We start from the raw sequence: 18,031 nt of genomic DNA on the forward strand, positions 1-18,031 counted from the left end.
CAACGCGCCGCGTATGGCGCTGATTTCGGCGCACATTAACGCGCGTAGAAAGGGAGGGGAACGGGTTTTCGCGATGCCGTTACCCCTTCGTGCTATTCGCGCCCCGGGGCCGGTCGCGTCGTCACGTCGCCCCGTCGAAGGGCTCGCACTCCGCACGACCGGCCCCGCCGCGTCCCTAGGGCGTGTCCAACAGCGCGGCGGCGGTGAAGAGTTCGACGCCTGCCGTGATCGCCGACTCGTCAACGTCGAAGTCGCCCTGGTGGAGGTCGCGGACGGTGCGCTCCCCCGGGGCGCGCACGCCGAGCCGGGCCATGGCGCCCGGCACGTGCTCCAGGTACCAGGAGAAGTCCTCGCCGCCCAGGCTCTGTTCGGTGTCCTCGACGGAGTGCGGGCCGCGCCGCTCGGACATCGCGTCGCGCAGCAGATCGGCGACCGCGCCGTCGTTGACGACGGGCGGCACGCCGCGGATGTAGTTGATCCCGGACTTGGCGCGGTACATGTCGGCGACCTCCTGCACGGCGCCGTGCAGCAGGTCCGGCGCGTCCCGCCAGGCCCTGAGGTCGAGGCAGCGCACGGTGCCGGAGAGCTCGGCGTGCTGCGGAATGACGTTCGGCGCGTGGCCCGCCTCGATGCGGCCCCAGGTCACCGAGAGGCCGGAGCGGGCGTCGACGCGGCGGGCGACCAGGGCGGGCACCTCGGTGGCGACCTTGGCGGCGGCGGTGACGAGGTCCGTGGTGAGGTGCGGCCGCGCGGTGTGCCCGCCGGGGCCGTCGAGCGAGACCTCAAGGCGGTCGCAGGCGGAGGTGATGGGGCCGTGCCGCAGCCCGATGCGGCCCGCGTCGACCCGGGGGTCGCAGTGCACGGCGATGATCTTGCCGACGCCGTCGAGGGCACCCGCCGCGATGACCTCGGTGGCGCCGCCCGGCAGGACCTCCTCGGCGGGCTGGAAGATCAACCGCACCGGAAAGGGCAGCTGCCCCTGCTTCGCCAGCTCGGCGAGGACGAGCCCGGCGCCGAGGACGACGGTGGTGTGCACGTCGTGCCCGCAGGCGTGGGCGCGGTCGGGCACGGTGGAGCGGTACGGCACGCCGGCCTTGGAGTCCGGGATGGGCAGCGCGTCGATGTCGGCGCGCAGGGCGAGCATGGGCCGTACGCCCCGCCCGCCGCCCTCGGCCGGTCCGCCCGGCGCCCCGGGGTGCGCGCCGATGTCGCAGACGAGCCCCGTGCCGGTGGGAAGCACACGGGGCTCAAGGCCCGCCTCCTCAAGGCGGGCCTTGATGGCCGCGGTGGTACGGAACTCCTGGTTGCCGAGCTCGGGGTGCATGTGCAGGTCGCGACGGAACGCGACGAGTTCGACACGCAGCGCTTCGGGCAGCGTGCCGGGGAGTGTTTCCGCAGGTGCGGACTCCGTTCCGGACACGCCGTCGGACACCTCTTCGGACGCACGGGACATCAGTTGGTTCACCCTCTGAAGGGTAAGGCGATGCAACGGCCAACTAACCCACGATCAACAAAAGTTCAGCCCGTTAGGGGAAGAATTACTGGCCTCGTGGCGCATGGCCGCCGATCGGCATGGGTAGGCTTTCAGGCCGCCTCGGATGATGCGCAAGCCGTCCGGCGCCTGTAGGGGGCGCGGGCGACCGCTGTCGGCACGGGCGGTCTCGCGATCAGCCTGTACAGCAGAATCAGCGCTATACAGCAGAACACGAGTAGCGTGGTTTGCGCTGTTCCGCCCGTCACATCCGTTTCGCCCGTGTCCCCTCCCAGTGGCGCGTGCCCCCCGTGGCCCGTCTCACCCCCAGGGGCCCGTCTCACCCCCAGGGGGCGGAGAACGACCGTCCGGGCACGGGCTTGGCGACCAGCGCCACGGCGATGAAGAAGTTGACCTGGCCGATCGCGAACATCAGGGTGGCGAGCGCCTTGGCGTCGTAGTGCTCGGCCGCCTCGGCGTACAGCTCGTCGGAGACCCTCTCACCGTGGGCGGCCGGCCGGAGCACGGCCTCCACGAGCGCCAGCGCGGCACGCTCGGCGCCGGTGAAGTACGGCGAGTCCTGCCAGGAGGCGACCGACGTCATCCGCTCCTCCGATTCCCCGCCCTTGCGCAGGAAGCCCGTGTGCAGCACGGTGAGGTAGGTGCTGCCGACGATCTGCCCGGCGCGCAGCTGCACCAGGCCGATCGTGGAGCGCGGCACCGAGCCGTTGCCGGTGACCCTGAACAGTGCCGCCGACACGTCCGCCAGCTCCGGGACGAGCTTCGCGGGGTCCTCGGTCATCCGCGGCGCCATCGGGACCTCTGCCGTGATCGAACGCGTTTCCATGGTCATCTCCTGGTGTCGTCTGCCTGCTCTCGGATCACTGACGGAGCCCGCCGGGGAGATGTGACCGGACGCGCGCTAGATGTATTGATCAGCAGCGGAAATCTCTCGCACCGTCCGTGCGAAGGCCGCCACCGCGCCCGTGTCGTGGCCGCGGCGCCAGACCAGGCCGTAGCCGCTCGGCGCCGCGTCGGTGAGGGGGACGTAGGTGATGCGGGGGCGGGCGAAGTACGTGGCGGTGTGGGCGGGGGCCAGGAGGGCGCCCTTGCCCGCCGCGACCAGCGTCAGGGCCTCCTGCATGTTCGTCACGCCGGGGCCGCGGCCGATGGGGCGGCCGCCGGGGGTGCTGGCCGGGACGTGGTGGTCGAGCCAGTACGCGGGGACCTCGCCGGCGATGGTGAGGAGGGAGACCTCGGCCAGGTCCTCCAGGGTCACGGAGGGCCGGGCGGCCAGGGCGTGGCTCGCGGGCAGGGCCAGGACCCGGTCCTCCGCGAGCAGCACCGCCCCTCCGCCCAGGTCCTCCTCCCGTACCGGGAGCTCCGTCAGCTGCACGTCGAACTCGCCCTTGCGCAGCTGCCCGTACGGATCGCCGAGCGGGACCTCGCACACCTCCACGGCGAGGCCGGGGTGGCTGACGCGCAGGGCCTCCGTCGTCCTCATCACGATTTCGCCGGTGAGGGGGTTGTCGAAGCCCACGTGCAGGACGGAGTCGATGCCGCGGGCCGTCGCCGCGGCGCGGGCCAGGGCGTCCTCGATGGCGCGGTGGTGCGGTTCGAGGTCGGCGCGCAGTTGGCGGCCGAGCGAGGTGAGGGCCACGCGGCGGCTGGTGCGGATGAACAGCGGTGCGCCGACGCGGCGTTCGAGGCGCTGCACGAGCTGGCTCACGCGGGCCCTGGACAGCCGCATGCGCTCGGCGGTGCGGCCGAAGTGCAGTTCCCCGGCGAGGAGCAGGAAGCACTCCAGTTCGTCGCGTTCCATCGCCGTACCCCCAGGTCGTTCCGCATCGGTCAGCCTGGCTGAACGAACGTTGCGATGTTCGCCGTTGTTCCGCGACAGCGCCCGGCCGAGGCTGGCGCCATGAGTCAGAACCTCGCGCCGCACGCGCACCAGTCCCCCGACAGACCCCTCACCGGCCGCGAGTGGGGCGTCCTCCTCGTCCTCTGCGGCGCGATCTTCCTTGAGGGCATCGACGTCGCGATGCTCAACGTCGCCCTCCCCGCCATCCGCGCCGACCTCGGCCTGTCCACCGGGTCGCTGCAGTGGGTCATGAGCGCGTACGTCCTCGGGTACGGCGGGTTCATGCTGCTCGGCGGGCGGGCCGCCGACCTCTTCGGGCGCCGCAGGATGTTCGTCCTGTGGCTCACCGTCTTCCTGCTCTTCTCCGGGCTCGGCGGTCTCGCCACCGAGGGCTGGATGCTGATCGTCGCCCGCTTCGTCACAGGGATCGCCGCGGCGTTCATGACCCCGGCGGGCCTCTCCATCATCACCACCGGCTTCGCGGAGGGCCCGCGGCGCAACAAGGCGCTGCTCTTCTACTCCGGCACGGCCGCCGGAGGCTTCTCCATCGGCCTGGTCGTCGGCGGACTGCTCACCCAGTTCGGCTGGCAGTGGGTGTTCTTCGCCCCCGTCGTACTGTCCGCCGTCATCCTGCTCGCCGCCCTCGCCCTCGTGCCCCGCTCGCCGCGCCCGGACCGCACCGGGCAGAGCGTCGACCTGGCGGGCGGGCTCACGATCACCGCCGCCATCGTGCTGCTGGTCCTCGGCGTGGAGCGCGCCACGCACACCACGTTCTTGTGGACGGCGCTGACGGTCGGCGCCGGGCTCGCCCTGCTGGCGGTGTTCGTCGCGGTCGAACGCCGCGCGGCGGCCCCGCTGGTCCGCCTCGGCATCCTGCGGAGCGGCCCACTGGTCCGCGCCAACCTCGCGGGGCTGCTCTTCGCCGCGGGCTTCTTCGGCTTCCAGTTCCTCGTCGTCCTCTACCTCCAGGAACTGCGGGACTGGTCGACGCTGCAGACCAGCTTCGCGATGCTCGTCATGGGTATCGACGCGATCCTCTCCCCCCTCCTCACGCCCCGGCTCGTGGCGCGCTTCGGCAACACCCGGGTGATCGTCGGTGGCCTGCTGCTCGCCGCGCTGGCATACGCCCTGTTCCTGCCGGTGGACGCCGACTGGACGTACACGATGATGTTCCCGAGCCTGATCATCATCGGCGTCGCGTTCTCCCTCGCATACGGCCCGCTGACGATCGTCGCCACGGAGGGCGTGGCGGAGGAGGAGCAGGGCCTGGCGGGCGCGCTGCTGTACACGTCCTTCCAGTTCGGGGCGGCGGTCGGCCTGTCGACGGTGACGGCGGTCAACGTGGCGTCGACGGCGTCGAGTTCACCCGCCGCTCTCCTCGACGGGTACCGGGCCGCGCTCTGGGTCCCGCTGGTGGCCGCCCTGCTCGCCGCGCTGATCAGCGCGTTCGGGCTGCGGGCGAAGCGGGGGGCGCCGGTGGTGGCCTCGGGTGGCCCCGCCGGGGACCGCGCCCCTGCCGACGCTTCCGCGGTGGGCTGATCCCCTCCTCACCCCTGTTTGGCGGACAGCGGGCACGGGCTCGACCTTGTGGTGCTCGTGCGGTACGGCGGGCAGTGGCCCGCTCCGGCAAGGAGGTTTGTCGAAGGGAGCCGGGATGTGCGGGTTGCTGTCCCACACGCTGACCCGGAGCCCGTACGGGTCGTCGGTACCGTGCAGCCGGAGGGCGGCGGGCCCTGCGGAGTACCGGCAGGCGTTGGTGACGAGCTCGGACGTCAACAGCTCGGTAGCGTCCAGGAGTTCGCTTATCCCGTACGCCGGAAAGACGGCGCGGGACGTCATGCGGGCGATGCGGGGCGCCCGGGGGTCGTGGGGCAGGTGAAGGGCGTACGACCCGTATCCGGCGGTGACTTGCCCGGCCTCACAGTGCGATGAGCCCCGCCGCCGTCTCGCGGAAGCCGCAGGCATCGAGGTAGAAGCCGCGGTGCTCGTCGTCGAAGTCGACGTGCAGCCACTCGCAGCGGGCGTCCCGCGCGCCCCGCACAGCACGGGCGACGAGACCGGCCCCGATCCCCCGTCTCCGGTGCGGCCCCGCCACGACGGTGTCGAGGACGAAGGCGTGCACGCCACCGTCCCAGGCGACGTTGACGAACCCGACGAGCACCCCGCCCTCGTCCCGCGCGCAGACCCATCCGAGGCTGTGCCGGTGCAACTGCTCACGCCACCCGATGTCCAGCACCGGGTGCCCGAAGCCCTCGGCGTGGAGGGCGTTGACCTCGTGATCCTCGAAGGTGTCCCGCCATACGTACGTGATCACCGGGCGACCGACTCCGCCCGGGCCTCGGCCGTGGTGATCTCCCGCTGCCGCATCGCCGTCCTTTCCGTCATCTAGCCTCCGAGGCATGACGTTTCCAGAGAAGTCCGAGAGTGGTGAGACAAGCACATGGACGAGCGGTGCCGCCGGGGTTTTACGGCTGCCGTCCGGGCGGCTCGTTCGAGGGCGGGGGCTTCGGCGGGGGTTGCCCGACGGGGACGTGCCCGGCTTCGGCGTGTATCTGCTGGGGAAGGAGCCGCCAAGCATCCCCTGGGAGGCGCGGTGGTTGCGGTGGCCCGACTTTCGGCTTCCCTCGGACCGCGAGCTCGCGCGCAAGGTGTTGCGCGAGGTGTGGGAGCGGGCCGCCGGGGAGCGGGTCGAGGTCGCGTGCGGGGGTGGGCGCGGGCGGACCGGGACGGCGTTGGCGTGCATCGCCGTCCTCGATGGGGTGCCGGCGGCGGAGGCCGTCCAGTACGTACGCGCGCACTATGACCGGCGTGCGGTCGAGACGCCGTGGCAGCGGCGGTACGTCCGCCGGTTCACCCCGTAGGCGTTAAGCGGGCGCCGTCGGTGATGTGTGCAGGACTGATGTCAGGCGGTGTACGTCGCGGGCCGTGCCCGTTACGCCGGACAGGAAGCCCTGGGCGCGCGGGGACGCCGTCTCCGTGAGCCAGGCCGGGTCGATGTCGCAGACCGCCACCTTCACCTCCGTGCCCGCGAGGGCCAGGGGGAGGGTGTGGACGACCGTCGAGGGGAAGCTGAGGATGGTGCGGCCTACGGGACCGCGGCGGGCGATGAGTTCCAGGGGGAGGTCGGGGCGGACCACCTGGAGGCCCGTCTCGACCGCGAGGCGGTGGAGTTTCTCCGAGCTCTCGCGGCGGTGGGCGAAGTAGCGGTTGGCGCCGTGGGTGAGGGAGAGGGCGCGGACCGCTTCTACGTAACGGTCCGGGTCGACCACGCCCGTCTCCACCAGTGACGTGCCGACCAGGTCGGCGCCGCGTGTGATGCGGGGCGGGCCGAAGCGTTCCCTCGTCCACGCGAAGGCGTTGACGGAGACGGTCACGCCGTCGGGTGCGCTGTCGATCGGCATGGCGGAGAAGACCTCCACCCTGCGCGTGGAGCCGGGGGTGAGGCGGCGGCGTGCCGAGGCCGAGACCGGGGCGAAGACCAGGTCCCGGGGGCCGGGGCGGCCGCCCTTGCGGTGCCAGCGCTGCAGCCGCTCGCCGCGGGCCAGCTGGGAGATGAACTCCATCGTGGCCGTGCCGTCGTCGACCACGACCAGGGAGCGGGCCCTGGTGATGGTGAGGAGGAGCTGTACGTAGCGGGAGAACGGGTCGCCGATGACGATCCGGTCGGCCCTGCGCAGGGGGCCCGCGAGGCCTCCGATGGTCTGGAAGGGCGCAGACGCGCCGCCGCGCGCCTCCTCCCAGCGGACCTCGACGCCCTCCTCGCGGGCGAGCTGCGCCATGCGGCGCAACTGGCCGCGTGTCATGGGGTCGTTCGGGGACAGGACGACGACGGTGAGGCCCCCGGTCGGGCCGGTCGCGGCCGCGGAGTGCGCCCACTCCAGGACGTTCAGCAGCTGGACCGGGCTCTCCACGAACGCGAGCGTCGTGGCGTCCCCGGCCGGGGCCGTGGTGTCGTCGGCTCGGCCGACTCGGGGGCTCATCGTCGTATGTCCGTCTCCCGATAAGAGGCTCAGACCGCGACCGGCTCGGCGTCCGCGGAGGACTCGGCCTCGGCGACGACGCCGGCGACGCGGCGGAGCTTCTTCATGGGGCCGAGCTCCGACTCGTAGACCTTCTTGACGCCGTCGCCGAGGGACGCCTCGATGGTGCGGATGTCGCGGACGAGGCGGGTGAGGCCCTGCGGCTCGACGGAGGCGGCCTGGTCGGAGCCCCACATGGCGCGGTCGAGGGTGATGTGGCGCTCGACGAAGGTGGCGCCGAGGGCGACGGCGGCCAGCGTCGTCTGGAGGCCCGTCTCGTGGCCGGAGTAGCCGATCGGGACGTTCGGGTACTCGGCCTGGAGGGTGTTGATGACGCGGAGGTTGAGCTCCTCGGCCTGCGCCGGGTACGTCGACGTGGCGTGGCACATCAGGATGTTGTCCGAGCCGAGGACCTCGACGGCGTGGCGGATCTGCTTCGGGGTCGACATGCCCGTGGAGAGGATGACCGTGCGGCCCGTGGCGCGCAGGGCGCGGAGCAGCTCGTCGTCCGTGAGGGAGGCGGAGGCGACCTTGTGGGCGGGCAGGTCGAACTTCTCCAGGAAGGCGACGGCCTCGGTGTCCCACGGGGAGGCGAACCAGTCGATGCCGCGCTTGGCGCAGTGCTCGCTGATGGCCTGGTACTCGGCCTCGCCGAACTCCACGCGGTGGCGGTAGTCGATGTACGTCATGCGGCCCCAGGGGGTGTCGCGCTCGATGTCCCACTGGTCGCGCGGGGTGCAGATCTCCGGGGTGCGCTTCTGGAACTTCACCGCGTCGCAGCCGGCCTCGGCGGCCACGTCGATCAGCTTGAACGCGTTCTCCAGGTCGCCGTTGTGGTTGATGCCGATCTCGCCGGTGATGTACACGGGCTGACCGGGACCGGCCGTCTTCGAACCGAAGCGGCGGAGACGGGAGTTGGCGCCGATGGAGGTGATGTTGCTCATGTGGGAACAGTCCTTAGTTGTGGAGGGAGTCGAGAGAGGGGCCGAGGATCCAGGTGGCGATCTCTCGGATCGCGCCTTCACCGCCGGGGAGGGTGGTGACAGCGCGTGCGGCGCCGCGCACGACGTCGTGGGCGCTCGCGACCGCCACGGGCCAGCCCACGAGGGCGAAGCACGGGAGGTCATTGACGTCGTTGCCGACGTAGAGCACGCGCTCGGGAGCGATGCCCTGTTCCTCGCACCACTGCTTCAGTGCGAGGTCCTTGCGGTCGATGCCGTGCAGGACGGGAAGCTTCAGCTTCCGGGCGCGCGCGGCGACGACCGGGTTCTGTTCCGTGGACAGGATCAGCATGTGCAGGCCGCTCCTGCGGAGGGCCGCGATGCCGAGGCCGTCCCCGCGGTGCACGGAGACGAACTCCCGTCCTTCGGAGTCGATCAGCACCCTGTCGTCGGTCTGGGTGCCGTCGAAGTCGAGGACGACCGCGTCGATGTCGGCGGCGGTCGGGAGGGCGGCCTCGTCCCCGGGACGGGCCGCGTCGAAGAGGGGGGCCAGCGCGCGGGCGCGGGCGAGGTCGTGCGGGTCGTCGACCTCCAGGACGCGCGCGGGGTCGGTGCGCACGGGCTCGGTGCGGCCGAAGAAGCGGTGCTTCTCGGTGCGGAAGCCCGCCGCGTCCATCGCGTAGGCGGCGCCGGTCTCCAGGAGGTCCTGGGGGCGGTCCTGGCGGCGCGGGCGGAACGACTTGTCGTGGTTGACGCCGTAACCGCCGCCCGTCCGGGTGGAGTTGGCGAGCGTCGCCGTGCCGCCGAGCGAGTCGGTGCGCTGCGCGGGCACGTCGGCGGGCCCGGCGGAACCGGCGGAGTCACCGACGTCGTCGGCCGCGTCGCGCCAGATGAAGCCGTGGAAGGGCGCCACCGTGACGGCCGTGTCGGCGCCGTGCTCGGCGACGGCCGACGCCACCCCGTCGATGTCCTCGTGGGTGAGGAAGGGGCTGGTGCACTGCACGAGCAGGACGACGTCGACGGTCGTGCCGTGCAGCGCCTCGTGGGCGTCCATCGCGTGCAGCACGGCGGCCTCGCTGGTCGCGGTGTCCCCGGCGATCGCGGCGGGGCGCAGGACCACTTCGGCGCCGGCGGCGCGGGCGGCCTCGGCGATCACGTGGTCGTCGGTGGAGACGACGACGTCGGTGACGAGCCGGGCGGCGAGGCACTCGCGGATGGCGCGGGCCACCAGCGGCACGCCGCCGACCGGGGCGAGGTTCTTGGCGGGCACGCCCTTGGAGCCGCCGCGGGCGGGGATGACGGCGAGCACGCGGCGGGCCGGTGCGCTCGCGGGGTCGGGGAGGGGCATGGGGGCTCCTTGGAGGGGGTGGGTGCTCACGGCTCGCCCGGGGGTCACGGCTCGCCCGGGAGTCACGGCTCGCCCGGGGCTCACAGCTCGCCCATCCGCCGGATGACGGGGGCCACGCGCTGCACTCCGTGGCGGTAGGCGCCCCGGGCCGCGCGGCGCACGATCTGCCGTACGGGGCCGGGGTCCTTGCCGGGCGCGGGGGCGCCCGGCAGCGGGGCGCCGTCGGGGCCGAGGTGGTGGCGGGCGAGGATGCCGGGCAGATAGCCGCGGGCGGTGGTGAGGCTGTAGTAGGGCCGGATGGGCGGGAGCCCGCCGGCGGCCGCGTCGGCGAGCAGCTCGGCGACGCGCTCGCGCGCCGCGTCGAAGGCGTTCTCGTACGCCCCGTCCGCGGCGACGCCCTGCCGGGCCAGCCACCGCTCGTCGGGCTCGGGCAGGTGGCCCGCGTCCAGCTGGTCCCAGGAGGCGAGGCATCCGGAGCCGGTGAAGTGGTGGTTGCCGAGCGCCTCGCGCACCCCGAGGTCGGTGAGGACGGCGGTGGGGATGCGGCGGTGCAGGGATTCGAGCGCGGCCGTGGAGCTGACGGTGACCAGGAGGTCGGTGCGGTCGAGGACCTCGCCCATGTGGCCGTAGACAAGGCGGCAGTTGGCGGGCAGGCCGCCCTCGACGCGCTGCGCCAGCTTCTGGTAGGGCAGTTCCTCGATGTGCGTGGTGTGCTCGCCGGGCTTGCTGCGCAGCTTGAGCAGGACCTCGCGGTCGGGGTGCAGGCGGGCGTGCTCGGCGAGGCGGCGCAGCAGGTAGGTGCGGTGTGCGGCGGTCTCGGGCACGGAGGGCTGGGCGGCGAAGACGACGGTGTACGGGTCGTTCTTCGTGTCTGTGGCGTGCTTCGTGTCCGTGGCGTTCTTCTCGTACGGGGCTCCGCCGAGGAACGGCAGCGCGGCCTCCGTCACCGCCGACGCGTCGGCGCCCACTCCTTCGTACACCGCGCGGAAGCGCTCCGCGTCCTGGCGGGAGTTGGCGAGGACGACGTCCGCGCCGTGCCGCAGGAGGAGGCCGTCGGCGAGCTTCTCGTAGACGACGCCGACATAGCCGGTGACGACGACGGGCCGCTTCCTGGTGGCGCCGGTCAGAAGAGTGTCCTGCGTGAGGAGGGCGTCCTGCGTGATGCGGGCGAGTCCGTGCAGCACCGCCTGGACCGCCCCGCCCACCAGGGCGAGCACGATCACGTCGGGCGCGTCCCGCTCCATCTCGCGCAGGAACTCGACGGCGGTGACCTCGCGCAGCGAATCCGCGCGCACGCCCACTTCGTCGAGCTGCCGGGGGGTGGGAGTGGCCCGGCCGCGGAGCAGGAAGCCGCTGAGCCGACTGTCCGATACGATGCGGTTCGCTGTGAGAGCGCCCCATTTCCATCGCGTGTCGGAGTCGGCGAGCACGGCGACCCGCAGCGGGTTTCGATGACTTCCTTGCACGTCCCAGACGCTAGGAAGGCATTTCGATTCGCGGCCCAACTCAGGTGCAACAAACGGTTAACAGCACGCCGACGAATGGCGAATCGGCCCGGGAAAAGCCCGCCGGGCAGCCCGGTTAACCATTCCGCCACGCGTCGTTCACCTGGCATACCGCTGCGGGTCGACACGAATCACGGGCCGACACCTAACGTCACCCACGTGGTTAAGCTCTCCGTCATCGTGCCGTTCTACAACGTGCAGCAATACGCGCCCGACACCTTGAGGAGTCTGCGCGCGAACGCGCGTGACGACTTCGAATTCATTCTCGTCGACGACTGCTCGCGCGACGAGACTCCGGACATCCTGGAGCGCGCGGCGCGCGAGCTTCCCGGCGCCGTCCACCTCAGACATGAGACGAACGGCGGGCTCGCGACCGCCCGCAACACGGGCCTCGACGCGGCGCGCGGCGAGTACCTCACCTTCCTGGACGGTGACGACTGGCTCGCGCCCGGCTACTTCACCCAACTCGTCGACTCCATCGAGCGGTTGGGCTGTGACTTCGTACGCACCGACCATGTGCAGTGCACCGCGCGGGCCCGCTCCGTGCACCGCGTCCCGCACGGCAGGCGCGGCGTCGTGCTGAATCCGCGCGACGTGATACTGCCCGCCGACCGGTCGACGTCCGTCGACTACGCGTACGCGTGGGCGGGCATCTACCACCGCAGGCTCGCCGACCGGGGCCTTCTGCACTTCACGGACGGTCTGCGCACCGCGGAGGACCGGCCCTGGATCTGGCGGCTGCACCGGGAGGCGGAATCCTTCGCCGCGGTCGGCCTTCTCGGGGTGTTCTACCGGCGCGGGGTCGCCTCGTCGCTGACCCAGATCGGCGACGTACGCCAGCTCGATTTCATCAAGGCATTCGACCAGGTCGTACGGGAAACAGCGGCGGACCGGGACGCGGACGAACTCCTGCCGAAGGCCGTGCGCACTTACTGCGCGATCATCTCCCACCATTTGGGATCCATCGAAAGGTTCGAGCCATCCGTGGCGCGGAAATTGAAGTCAATGAGTGCGGCCGCGCTGAAGCGGATGCCGCAGGGCGTTCTCGACGACGCGCTCGACTCCATGGACGTCCAGCGGGCGACCCGGCTGCGCAGGCTGCGCCGGCGTCCGGCGTCGGCGGAGGTGGCCGCGTAATGGCCACGACGCAGATCTTCCTGGCGTCCACCCTGTACGGGGCCGCGACGCTCGCCGCGGCCCTGGACGCCGACCGCTTCGGCCCCGCCGACCGCCGCATCCTCCTGGTCAGCAACAACGCGGCGACGCCCGAGACGACGACGCCCCTCGACGAGATGCCCGGGTTCGAGCGGCTGCGCGGCCGGTTCGACGAGGTGCGCTCCTGGAACGAGACCATCGCCCCTTTCCACCCGGGCGGCTGGGCCCCGCGCGGCGACGACGTCGTGCTGTGGGAGCGCTACATCCGGCTGCTCTGGGGCCTCGGTGACGACGCCGTCGAGCTGGCCGTCGAGTCGATCCAGGTCAACCCCGCGCTCGCCCTCTCGCAGATCTTCACCGGCGTCCCCGTGGACGTCTACGCCGACGGCCTGATGAGCTACGGCCCGACCCGCAGCAAGATCGACCCGCTGGTCGGCACCCGCGTGCGGCGCCTGCTCCACCTGGACCTGGTGCCGGGCCTCACCCCGCTGCTCCTCACGGAGTTCGGGGTCGCCCCCGAGGTCGTGCCGACCGAGGCGTTCCTGAAGGTGCTCGGTGAACTGGGCGCCGGGGGGACGGAGCTGCCCGAGATCGACTCCCCCGCCCTCGTCCTCGGCCAGTACCTCTCCGCCCTCTCCATCCTCACCCCCGAGGAAGAGGAGGAGCTGCACATCCGCATGGTGCGCGGCGCCGCCCAACTGGGCCACACACGCGTGGTGTTCAAGCCCCACCCCACCGCGCCGGCCCGCTGGTCGCGCGCCCTGGAGAAGGAGGCGCAGGCGATCGGCGTCGAGCTGACGGTGCTCGACACCCCCGTACTCGCCGAGGTCCTGTACCAGCGGATGCGGCCCGCGCTCGTCGTCGGCTGCTTCTCCACGGCCCTGCTCACGGCGTCCGCGCTCTACGGCCTGCCCGCCGCCCGCACCGGCACGGAGCTCCTCCTGGAGCGCCTCGCGCCCTACCAGAACAGCAACCGCGTCCCCGTCACGATCGTCGACGCCCTGCTGCCCGAGCTCACCGACCGGGCCGCCGTCACCGCGCAGGAGCCGGGCCTCGGCACCGGCGAGCTGACGAACCTCCTCAAGGCCGTCGGCTTCGCGATGCAGCCGCAGATCTACCCCCGGCTGCGCCCCGACGCCGAGCGCTACCTCGCGCGGCACCTCTCGGCCGCCACCTGGCGCTACTTCAAGCGGCGCCGCCTCACCGCGCTCGCGCTGCCCGGCGCCGTCCCCGCGCAGCTGGCCTTCATCCCCCGCAACGCGGCCGTCCGCAGGGTCGCCCGCCGCGCACGGTCCGTACAGCGCTCGCTCAAGCGGACCGCGCTCGGATGACCTCCCCCGACATAACGCTCCCGAAGCTCTCACCGGGGGCGGAATCCGCCGCGCCGCGCACCCTTCCGGCCCCGCGGCCGGCGCGCGGGAAGCCCCGGCTGCGCGCGCTCGACGGGCTGCGGCTCGTCGCCGCGCTCATGGTCGCCGCGTACCACTACGGCGGCCGCGACGGCGAGATAACCGAGGCCTGGGGCAGCTCGCCGAAGCAGCAGTTCCCCACCGCGAGCGAGTGGTTCGCGTACGGCTGCCTCGGCGTGCAGATCTTCTTCGTGATCAGTGGCTTCGTCATCTGCATGAGCGGCTGGGGCAGGCCCCTGCGCTCGTTCTTCGCCTCCCGGGCGTCCCGCCTGCTGCCCTCGTACTGGGCGGCGATCGTCCTGGTGACGGCCGTCTTCGCGCTCCCCGCCGTCGCGTACGAGGCCGTCTCGCCCAGCGACGCGCTGGTGAACCTCACCATGCTGCAGCAGCCGCTCGGCGCGGACCGGGTGCTCGGCGTGTGCTGGACGCTCTGGGCCGAGCTGCGCTTCTACGCGCTGTTCGCGCTGTGCGTGGTCATGCCGGGCGCGACCCGCGCGCGCGTCGTGCTGTTCTGCGCGGTGTGGACGCTGTCCGCGGCCGTCGCGGAGGGAGCGGACCAGCCGCTGCTCGACCTCGTCCTGATGCCGGAGTACGCGCCGTTCTTTGTCGGCGGCATCGGCATCTACCTGATCCACCGCGACCGCCGCGACCTCACGGCGTGGGGCATCACGGGCGTCAGCTGGCTGATCGGCCAGCACTACGCGGTCCAGGGTCTGTGGCACGCGCCGAACCCGGACTTCTTCTCGTACCGCTCCTCGGCCGTGATCATGGCGGTGGTGACGGCGGGCTTCGCGGCGGTGCTCCTGATCGCGCTCGGTCACCTCGACCGGATCGACTGGCGCTGGCTGACCGTGGCCGGCGCGCTGACGTACCCCTTCTACCTGGTGCACGAGCACCTGGGCTGGGTGACGGTGGAGGTACTGCACCGGCACCTCGGGCTGCCGTCGTACGCGACGTTCGCCCTGACGATCACCGCGATGCTGCTCCTCGCGTGGCTCCTGAACCGGTACGTGGAGGAGCGGCTGACCCCGTTGATCCGCAAGGGCCTCAACCGGAGTCACCAGCCGGTGCGGTGACGAGGTCCCGGACCGTCCCGGCGGACGACGCGGTCGGCTCGCCGGGACGGTCTGCGTGCGGCGTGCGGCGTGCGGCGTCGCGAACGCTCCGGCGCCCGGTCGACAAGTACGGGGCGAGACCGCCGACCGGCGGTCCTGAAGGAGAAGCCTCGTGGCCAAGGACCCGGAGCACCAGGAGCGGCGGAACCGTGCAGTGCGGGACCCAGTCGCCTTCACATCACTAGTGGAACGGCACTCGGCGGATCTGCACGGCTATTTCGCACGCCGTGCGCCCCAGGCCGCCGACGACCTGCACGCCGAGCTGTGGTTGCGGGCCTATGCGGCGCGCCATGGTTACGATCCGGCGCGCGGTTCCATACGCGCCTGGCTGTTCGGCGTGGCCAGGAACGTGCTGTCGGCGCACTGGCGCCAATACGCCGCGGCCGGCTCCGGCATGCCCCGGACCGCTGGACGCGACGACCCGTGGGAGGCGGTGGACGACCGCATCGTGGCAGCTGCGCTGGCGCCCCGACTGCGCGCTCTGCTCGCGGAACTCCCCTCCGTCGAGCGCGAGTTACTGCTGCTCGTCGCCTGGGAGCAGCTCACGCCCACCGAGGCCGCCGCCGTGGTCGGCATCCCCGCAGCGACGGCCCGCACCCGGCTGCACCGCGCCCGCAACCGCATGCGCCTCGGCGCCGCACGTGACATGACTGGAGACCCGACATGACCGGATCCACCGAACGCGACGAGATCCTCGACTTTCCCGGCGCCGACGAACTGGTCGCGGCCGGTGCCGTGGCGCCGCCGTCGGCGGGCACGGTCGCCGCCGTACGCGAGAAGCTGGCACTCCTGGCCGGTCCGGCTCCCGTTTCGCCGGAGGAGCCGCGGATCGTCATCGGGCGCCGGGCTCCGTCGCGGGCCGGGCGCCCCTCCCGCCGCCGGTTCCTGGTCGCCGGCGCGGCGGTGGCGGTGCTGGCGGCGGGCACGGTCGCGTATCCGGTCCTGGACATGGGGAGCGAGCCCGCGTCCACGGCATCGGCGGCCACGGTGTTCCTGAACGAGATGGCGGAGGTCTCGGCCGAGGCACCGACGCCCCACGGAAAGTACTGGATGTCCCATTACCTGGCGAAGGACGGCCCGAGGGGGACGACGGTCAGGATGACCGTGTACAACGACCGGTCGGGGGCCACCTGGGTGCGCAGGGCGAAGGGCAAGGTGGGCAGGTCGGGCCAGACCGACTGGGCCGTGGGCGACCGGCGGCTGTCCTGGGCCGGGATCGACCGGCTGCCCACGGAACCGGAGAAGCTGAAGGCCCACTTCGCCAAGCGGCCGGCGGACCGGTTCTTCCAGATCATGTCGTTGCTGTCGCAGTCTCCCGCGAGCCCTCGGCTGCGTGCCGCGCTGTTCCAGGTCGCCGCGGAGACCCCCGGGGCGAGGCTGACCCCGAACGCCGAGGACAGCCAGGGACGCCCGGGCACCGTGATCAATATTCGCCGCAAGGAGGAGGTCCCGAAGGGGGACAAGCGCGCGGGCAGCCCCACCGCGGGCACGCGTGTCATCGTGGTCGACGCCCCTTACTACTTCATCGACCCGAAGACCAGCCGCGTCCTGGAGAGCGCCAGTGACCTCAGCGCCAAGCCCGGCGTCCGCACCACCTACCTGAAGGCGGGGCCGACCGACCACATCGGCTGACCGGCGACGAGAGCCCTCGTACGGCCGTACGGCTCTGCGCGGGAGGCGGGTCGGGACCGGCGGACAGCCGCCACGACCCACCTCCCGCGGTGGCCCTTTCACCGCTTGACCTCAAGCGCACTTGAGCTTCTACGTTGAGGCACATGTCAACCTTCACGTACTCACACAGCGACCAGGACCTCGTCGACCAGCCCGTGGGCTACTGGAGTTCGGCGGCAGGTGCGGCCGTCGTCCACCACATCCGCACCATGCTCGCCGAGATGGGCCTCACCCAGCCCCAGTGGTGGATCCTCAACCAGCTCATGGCGGCGCCGGACGGCCGCCCGCGGGACGAGGTGGTGGCGGTCCTGAAGGGCTACCTGGAGACCGGCGAGGGCGCCCTGCACCACAACATCGACGCCCTGCACGACCGCGGCCTGATCACCGAGGACCCCGCGGGCCGCATCGCCCTCACCGAGGAGGGCCGCGCGCTCCGGGCCCGCGTGGCCGAGCGGCAGAAGGCCGTCCGCGCGGAGATCCACGAGGGCATCACCGACGAGGACTACGTGCGCACGCTGAAGGTCCTCCAGCGGATGATCCACAACGTGGGCGGCTCGGCCTGGCACCACTGACGGTCAGTCCGCGCGGGGCCTGCTGAACTCCTCGATCAGCACGGGGTACTGCTCCGCGCCGTGCCCGGCGGCGATCGCGCGGGCCGCCATCGCCTGGATCAGCTTCGGCAGTTCGGCGTTGACGCCCGCGGCCTCGCTCTCCTCGACCATGTGCGCCATGGCCCGCGCGTCGGTCTCCAGGGCCGACACCTCGGCGGGGAAGGAGCCGCTGTCGATCTGCTCGGCGTAACCGGGCAGCCATTCGGCGACCCCGGCGGCGATCTGCCGCGCGAACGGCGCGTACGTCGCGGCGTCGACGCCGACCGTCCTGAGCAGGGCGGTGCCCTGGAGCCAGGCGTTCAGGACGCTCCACATCATGGCGAGCCCGGCCACGTCGTACAGGGCCGCGAGGCCGTGGTCCTCGCCGAGGTGGGTGACGGTGCCGAGCGCGGCGAGGGCCGGCTCGTGCGCCGCGAAGTCCGCCGCGGGGCCGCTGTGCAGAATCACCGCGTCGGCGGTGCCGATGGCCGGCGGGACGGCCATGATGGCGCCGTCGAGGTAGCGGGCGCCGCGTTTCCCGGCCCACCGCGCGGTCTCCCTGGCCTGGGCCGAGTCGCCGGAGGTCAGGTTCACCAGCGTCCTGCCGTCGAGAGCGTCCTCGCTCGCGCCGAGCAGTTCGCGTACGGCGTCGTAGTCGGTGAGGCAGATGATCGTGAGGGGCCCTGCCGTGAGGGCGTCGGCGGCGGTCGGCGCCAAGTGCGCGCCGTCCGCGACGAGTCGGTCGGCCTTGGCGGCGGTGCGGTTCCACACGGTGGTGGGGTGCCCGGCTCGCAGGAACGCGCCGGCGAGTGCCTGGCCCATGAGGCCGAGTCCGATGACGGTCACGGGTGCAGGGGTGGGTGCGGCGGCGGATGAGGGCGCTGCGGAATTGTTGATCTCGGGTGCGTTGTTCATGACAGCATCGTCGACGTTGATACCGGTATGA

17 protein-coding genes are annotated in these 18,031 nt (G+C 72.1%); 8 read left to right on the top strand and 9 right to left on the bottom strand.

The window, feature by feature from the left end:
• Positions 1-175: 175 nt before the first annotated feature.
• The 3 genes from AB0H82_RS16485 to AB0H82_RS16495 form a co-directional block, all read right to left on the bottom strand.
• Positions 176-1,453, bottom strand: coding sequence for an amidohydrolase (locus AB0H82_RS16485; protein ID WP_362993430.1), 1,278 nt, complete (start codon positions 1,451-1,453; stop codon positions 176-178).
• Between the two features lie 358 nt (positions 1,454-1,811).
• On the bottom strand, positions 1,812-2,318 hold the full coding sequence (locus AB0H82_RS16490) for a carboxymuconolactone decarboxylase family protein (protein ID WP_362993184.1): 507 nt from the start codon (positions 2,316-2,318) through the stop codon (positions 1,812-1,814).
• Positions 2,319-2,393: 75 nt separating this feature from the next.
• Positions 2,394-3,293 (bottom strand): LysR family transcriptional regulator, encoded by a 900-nt coding sequence (locus AB0H82_RS16495; protein WP_362993186.1) that lies wholly within the window; start codon positions 3,291-3,293, stop codon positions 2,394-2,396.
• A 99-nt stretch (positions 3,294-3,392) separates the two neighbouring features.
• On the opposite strand from AB0H82_RS16495, the gene AB0H82_RS16500 reads away from it, so the two are divergent.
• Positions 3,393-4,871 (top strand): MFS transporter, encoded by a 1,479-nt coding sequence (locus AB0H82_RS16500; RefSeq protein ID WP_362993188.1) that lies wholly within the window; start codon positions 3,393-3,395, stop codon positions 4,869-4,871.
• Positions 4,872-5,250: 379 nt separating this feature from the next.
• Here the strand turns inward: AB0H82_RS16500 and AB0H82_RS16505 are convergent, their stop codons facing one another.
• Complete coding sequence (locus tag AB0H82_RS16505; RefSeq protein ID WP_362993190.1) at positions 5,251-5,646, bottom strand: GNAT family N-acetyltransferase; 396 nt, start codon at positions 5,644-5,646, stop codon at positions 5,251-5,253.
• Between the two features lie 85 nt (positions 5,647-5,731).
• Here AB0H82_RS16505 and AB0H82_RS16510 point away from each other — a divergent pair, with 85 nt between their 5' ends.
• On the top strand, positions 5,732-6,193 hold the full coding sequence (locus tag AB0H82_RS16510; RefSeq protein WP_362993192.1) for a protein-tyrosine phosphatase family protein: 462 nt from the start codon (positions 5,732-5,734) through the stop codon (positions 6,191-6,193).
• Positions 6,194-6,196: 3 nt separating this feature from the next.
• Here AB0H82_RS16510 and AB0H82_RS16515 read toward each other — a convergent pair whose 3' ends face one another.
• From AB0H82_RS16515 to AB0H82_RS16530, 4 genes are all read right to left on the bottom strand, one after another.
• A complete protein-coding gene (locus AB0H82_RS16515; RefSeq protein ID WP_362993194.1) occupies positions 6,197-7,312 on the bottom strand; it encodes a hypothetical protein in 1,116 nt (371 codons plus the stop codon).
• Between the two features lie 29 nt (positions 7,313-7,341).
• Positions 7,342-8,295 (bottom strand): N-acetylneuraminate synthase family protein, encoded by a 954-nt coding sequence (locus tag AB0H82_RS16520; RefSeq protein WP_362993196.1) that lies wholly within the window; start codon positions 8,293-8,295, stop codon positions 7,342-7,344.
• 13 nt (positions 8,296-8,308) lie between these two features.
• Positions 8,309-9,640 (bottom strand): N-acylneuraminate cytidylyltransferase, encoded by a 1,332-nt coding sequence (locus AB0H82_RS16525; protein WP_362993198.1) that lies wholly within the window; start codon positions 9,638-9,640, stop codon positions 8,309-8,311.
• 80 nt (positions 9,641-9,720) lie between these two features.
• Complete coding sequence (locus tag AB0H82_RS16530; protein WP_362993200.1) at positions 9,721-11,106, bottom strand: DUF6716 putative glycosyltransferase; 1,386 nt, start codon at positions 11,104-11,106, stop codon at positions 9,721-9,723.
• 198 nt (positions 11,107-11,304) lie between these two features.
• Here AB0H82_RS16530 and AB0H82_RS16535 point away from each other — a divergent pair, with 198 nt between their 5' ends.
• The 6 genes from AB0H82_RS16535 (at position 11,305) to AB0H82_RS16560 (ending at position 17,067) form a co-directional block, all read left to right on the top strand.
• A complete protein-coding gene (locus AB0H82_RS16535) occupies positions 11,305-12,282 on the top strand; it encodes a glycosyltransferase family 2 protein (RefSeq protein WP_362993202.1) in 978 nt (325 codons plus the stop codon).
• Positions 12,282-13,631 (top strand): polysialyltransferase family glycosyltransferase, encoded by a 1,350-nt coding sequence (locus AB0H82_RS16540; protein WP_362993204.1) that lies wholly within the window; start codon positions 12,282-12,284, stop codon positions 13,629-13,631. The genes AB0H82_RS16535 and AB0H82_RS16540 overlap by 1 nt, the downstream gene beginning before the upstream one ends.
• Entirely contained in the window at positions 13,628-14,785 is a 1,158-nt protein-coding gene (locus AB0H82_RS16545; RefSeq protein ID WP_362993206.1) for an acyltransferase, read from the top strand. Before AB0H82_RS16540 ends, AB0H82_RS16545 begins: the two co-directional genes overlap by 4 nt.
• 193 nt (positions 14,786-14,978) lie before the next feature.
• Entirely contained in the window at positions 14,979-15,491 is a 513-nt protein-coding gene (locus AB0H82_RS16550; RefSeq protein ID WP_362993208.1) for a sigma-70 family RNA polymerase sigma factor, read from the top strand.
• Positions 15,488-16,456, top strand: a complete 969-nt coding sequence (locus AB0H82_RS16555) for a hypothetical protein (protein WP_362993210.1) — start codon at positions 15,488-15,490, stop codon at positions 16,454-16,456. The genes AB0H82_RS16550 and AB0H82_RS16555 overlap by 4 nt, the downstream gene beginning before the upstream one ends.
• A 143-nt stretch (positions 16,457-16,599) precedes the next feature.
• Positions 16,600-17,067: a MarR family winged helix-turn-helix transcriptional regulator gene (locus tag AB0H82_RS16560; protein WP_362993212.1), complete on the top strand. Its 468-nt coding sequence runs from the start codon at positions 16,600-16,602 to the stop codon at positions 17,065-17,067.
• A 3-nt stretch (positions 17,068-17,070) separates the two neighbouring features.
• Here the strand turns inward: AB0H82_RS16560 and AB0H82_RS16565 are convergent, their stop codons facing one another.
• Positions 17,071-18,000, bottom strand: a complete 930-nt coding sequence (locus AB0H82_RS16565) for an NAD(P)-binding domain-containing protein (RefSeq protein WP_362993214.1) — start codon at positions 17,998-18,000, stop codon at positions 17,071-17,073.
• Positions 18,001-18,031 lie beyond the last annotated feature (31 nt).

Source organism: Streptomyces sp. NPDC050732 (assembly GCF_040654255.1).
In the GTDB taxonomy this organism is placed as follows: Bacteria; Actinomycetota; Actinomycetes; order Streptomycetales; family Streptomycetaceae; genus Streptomyces.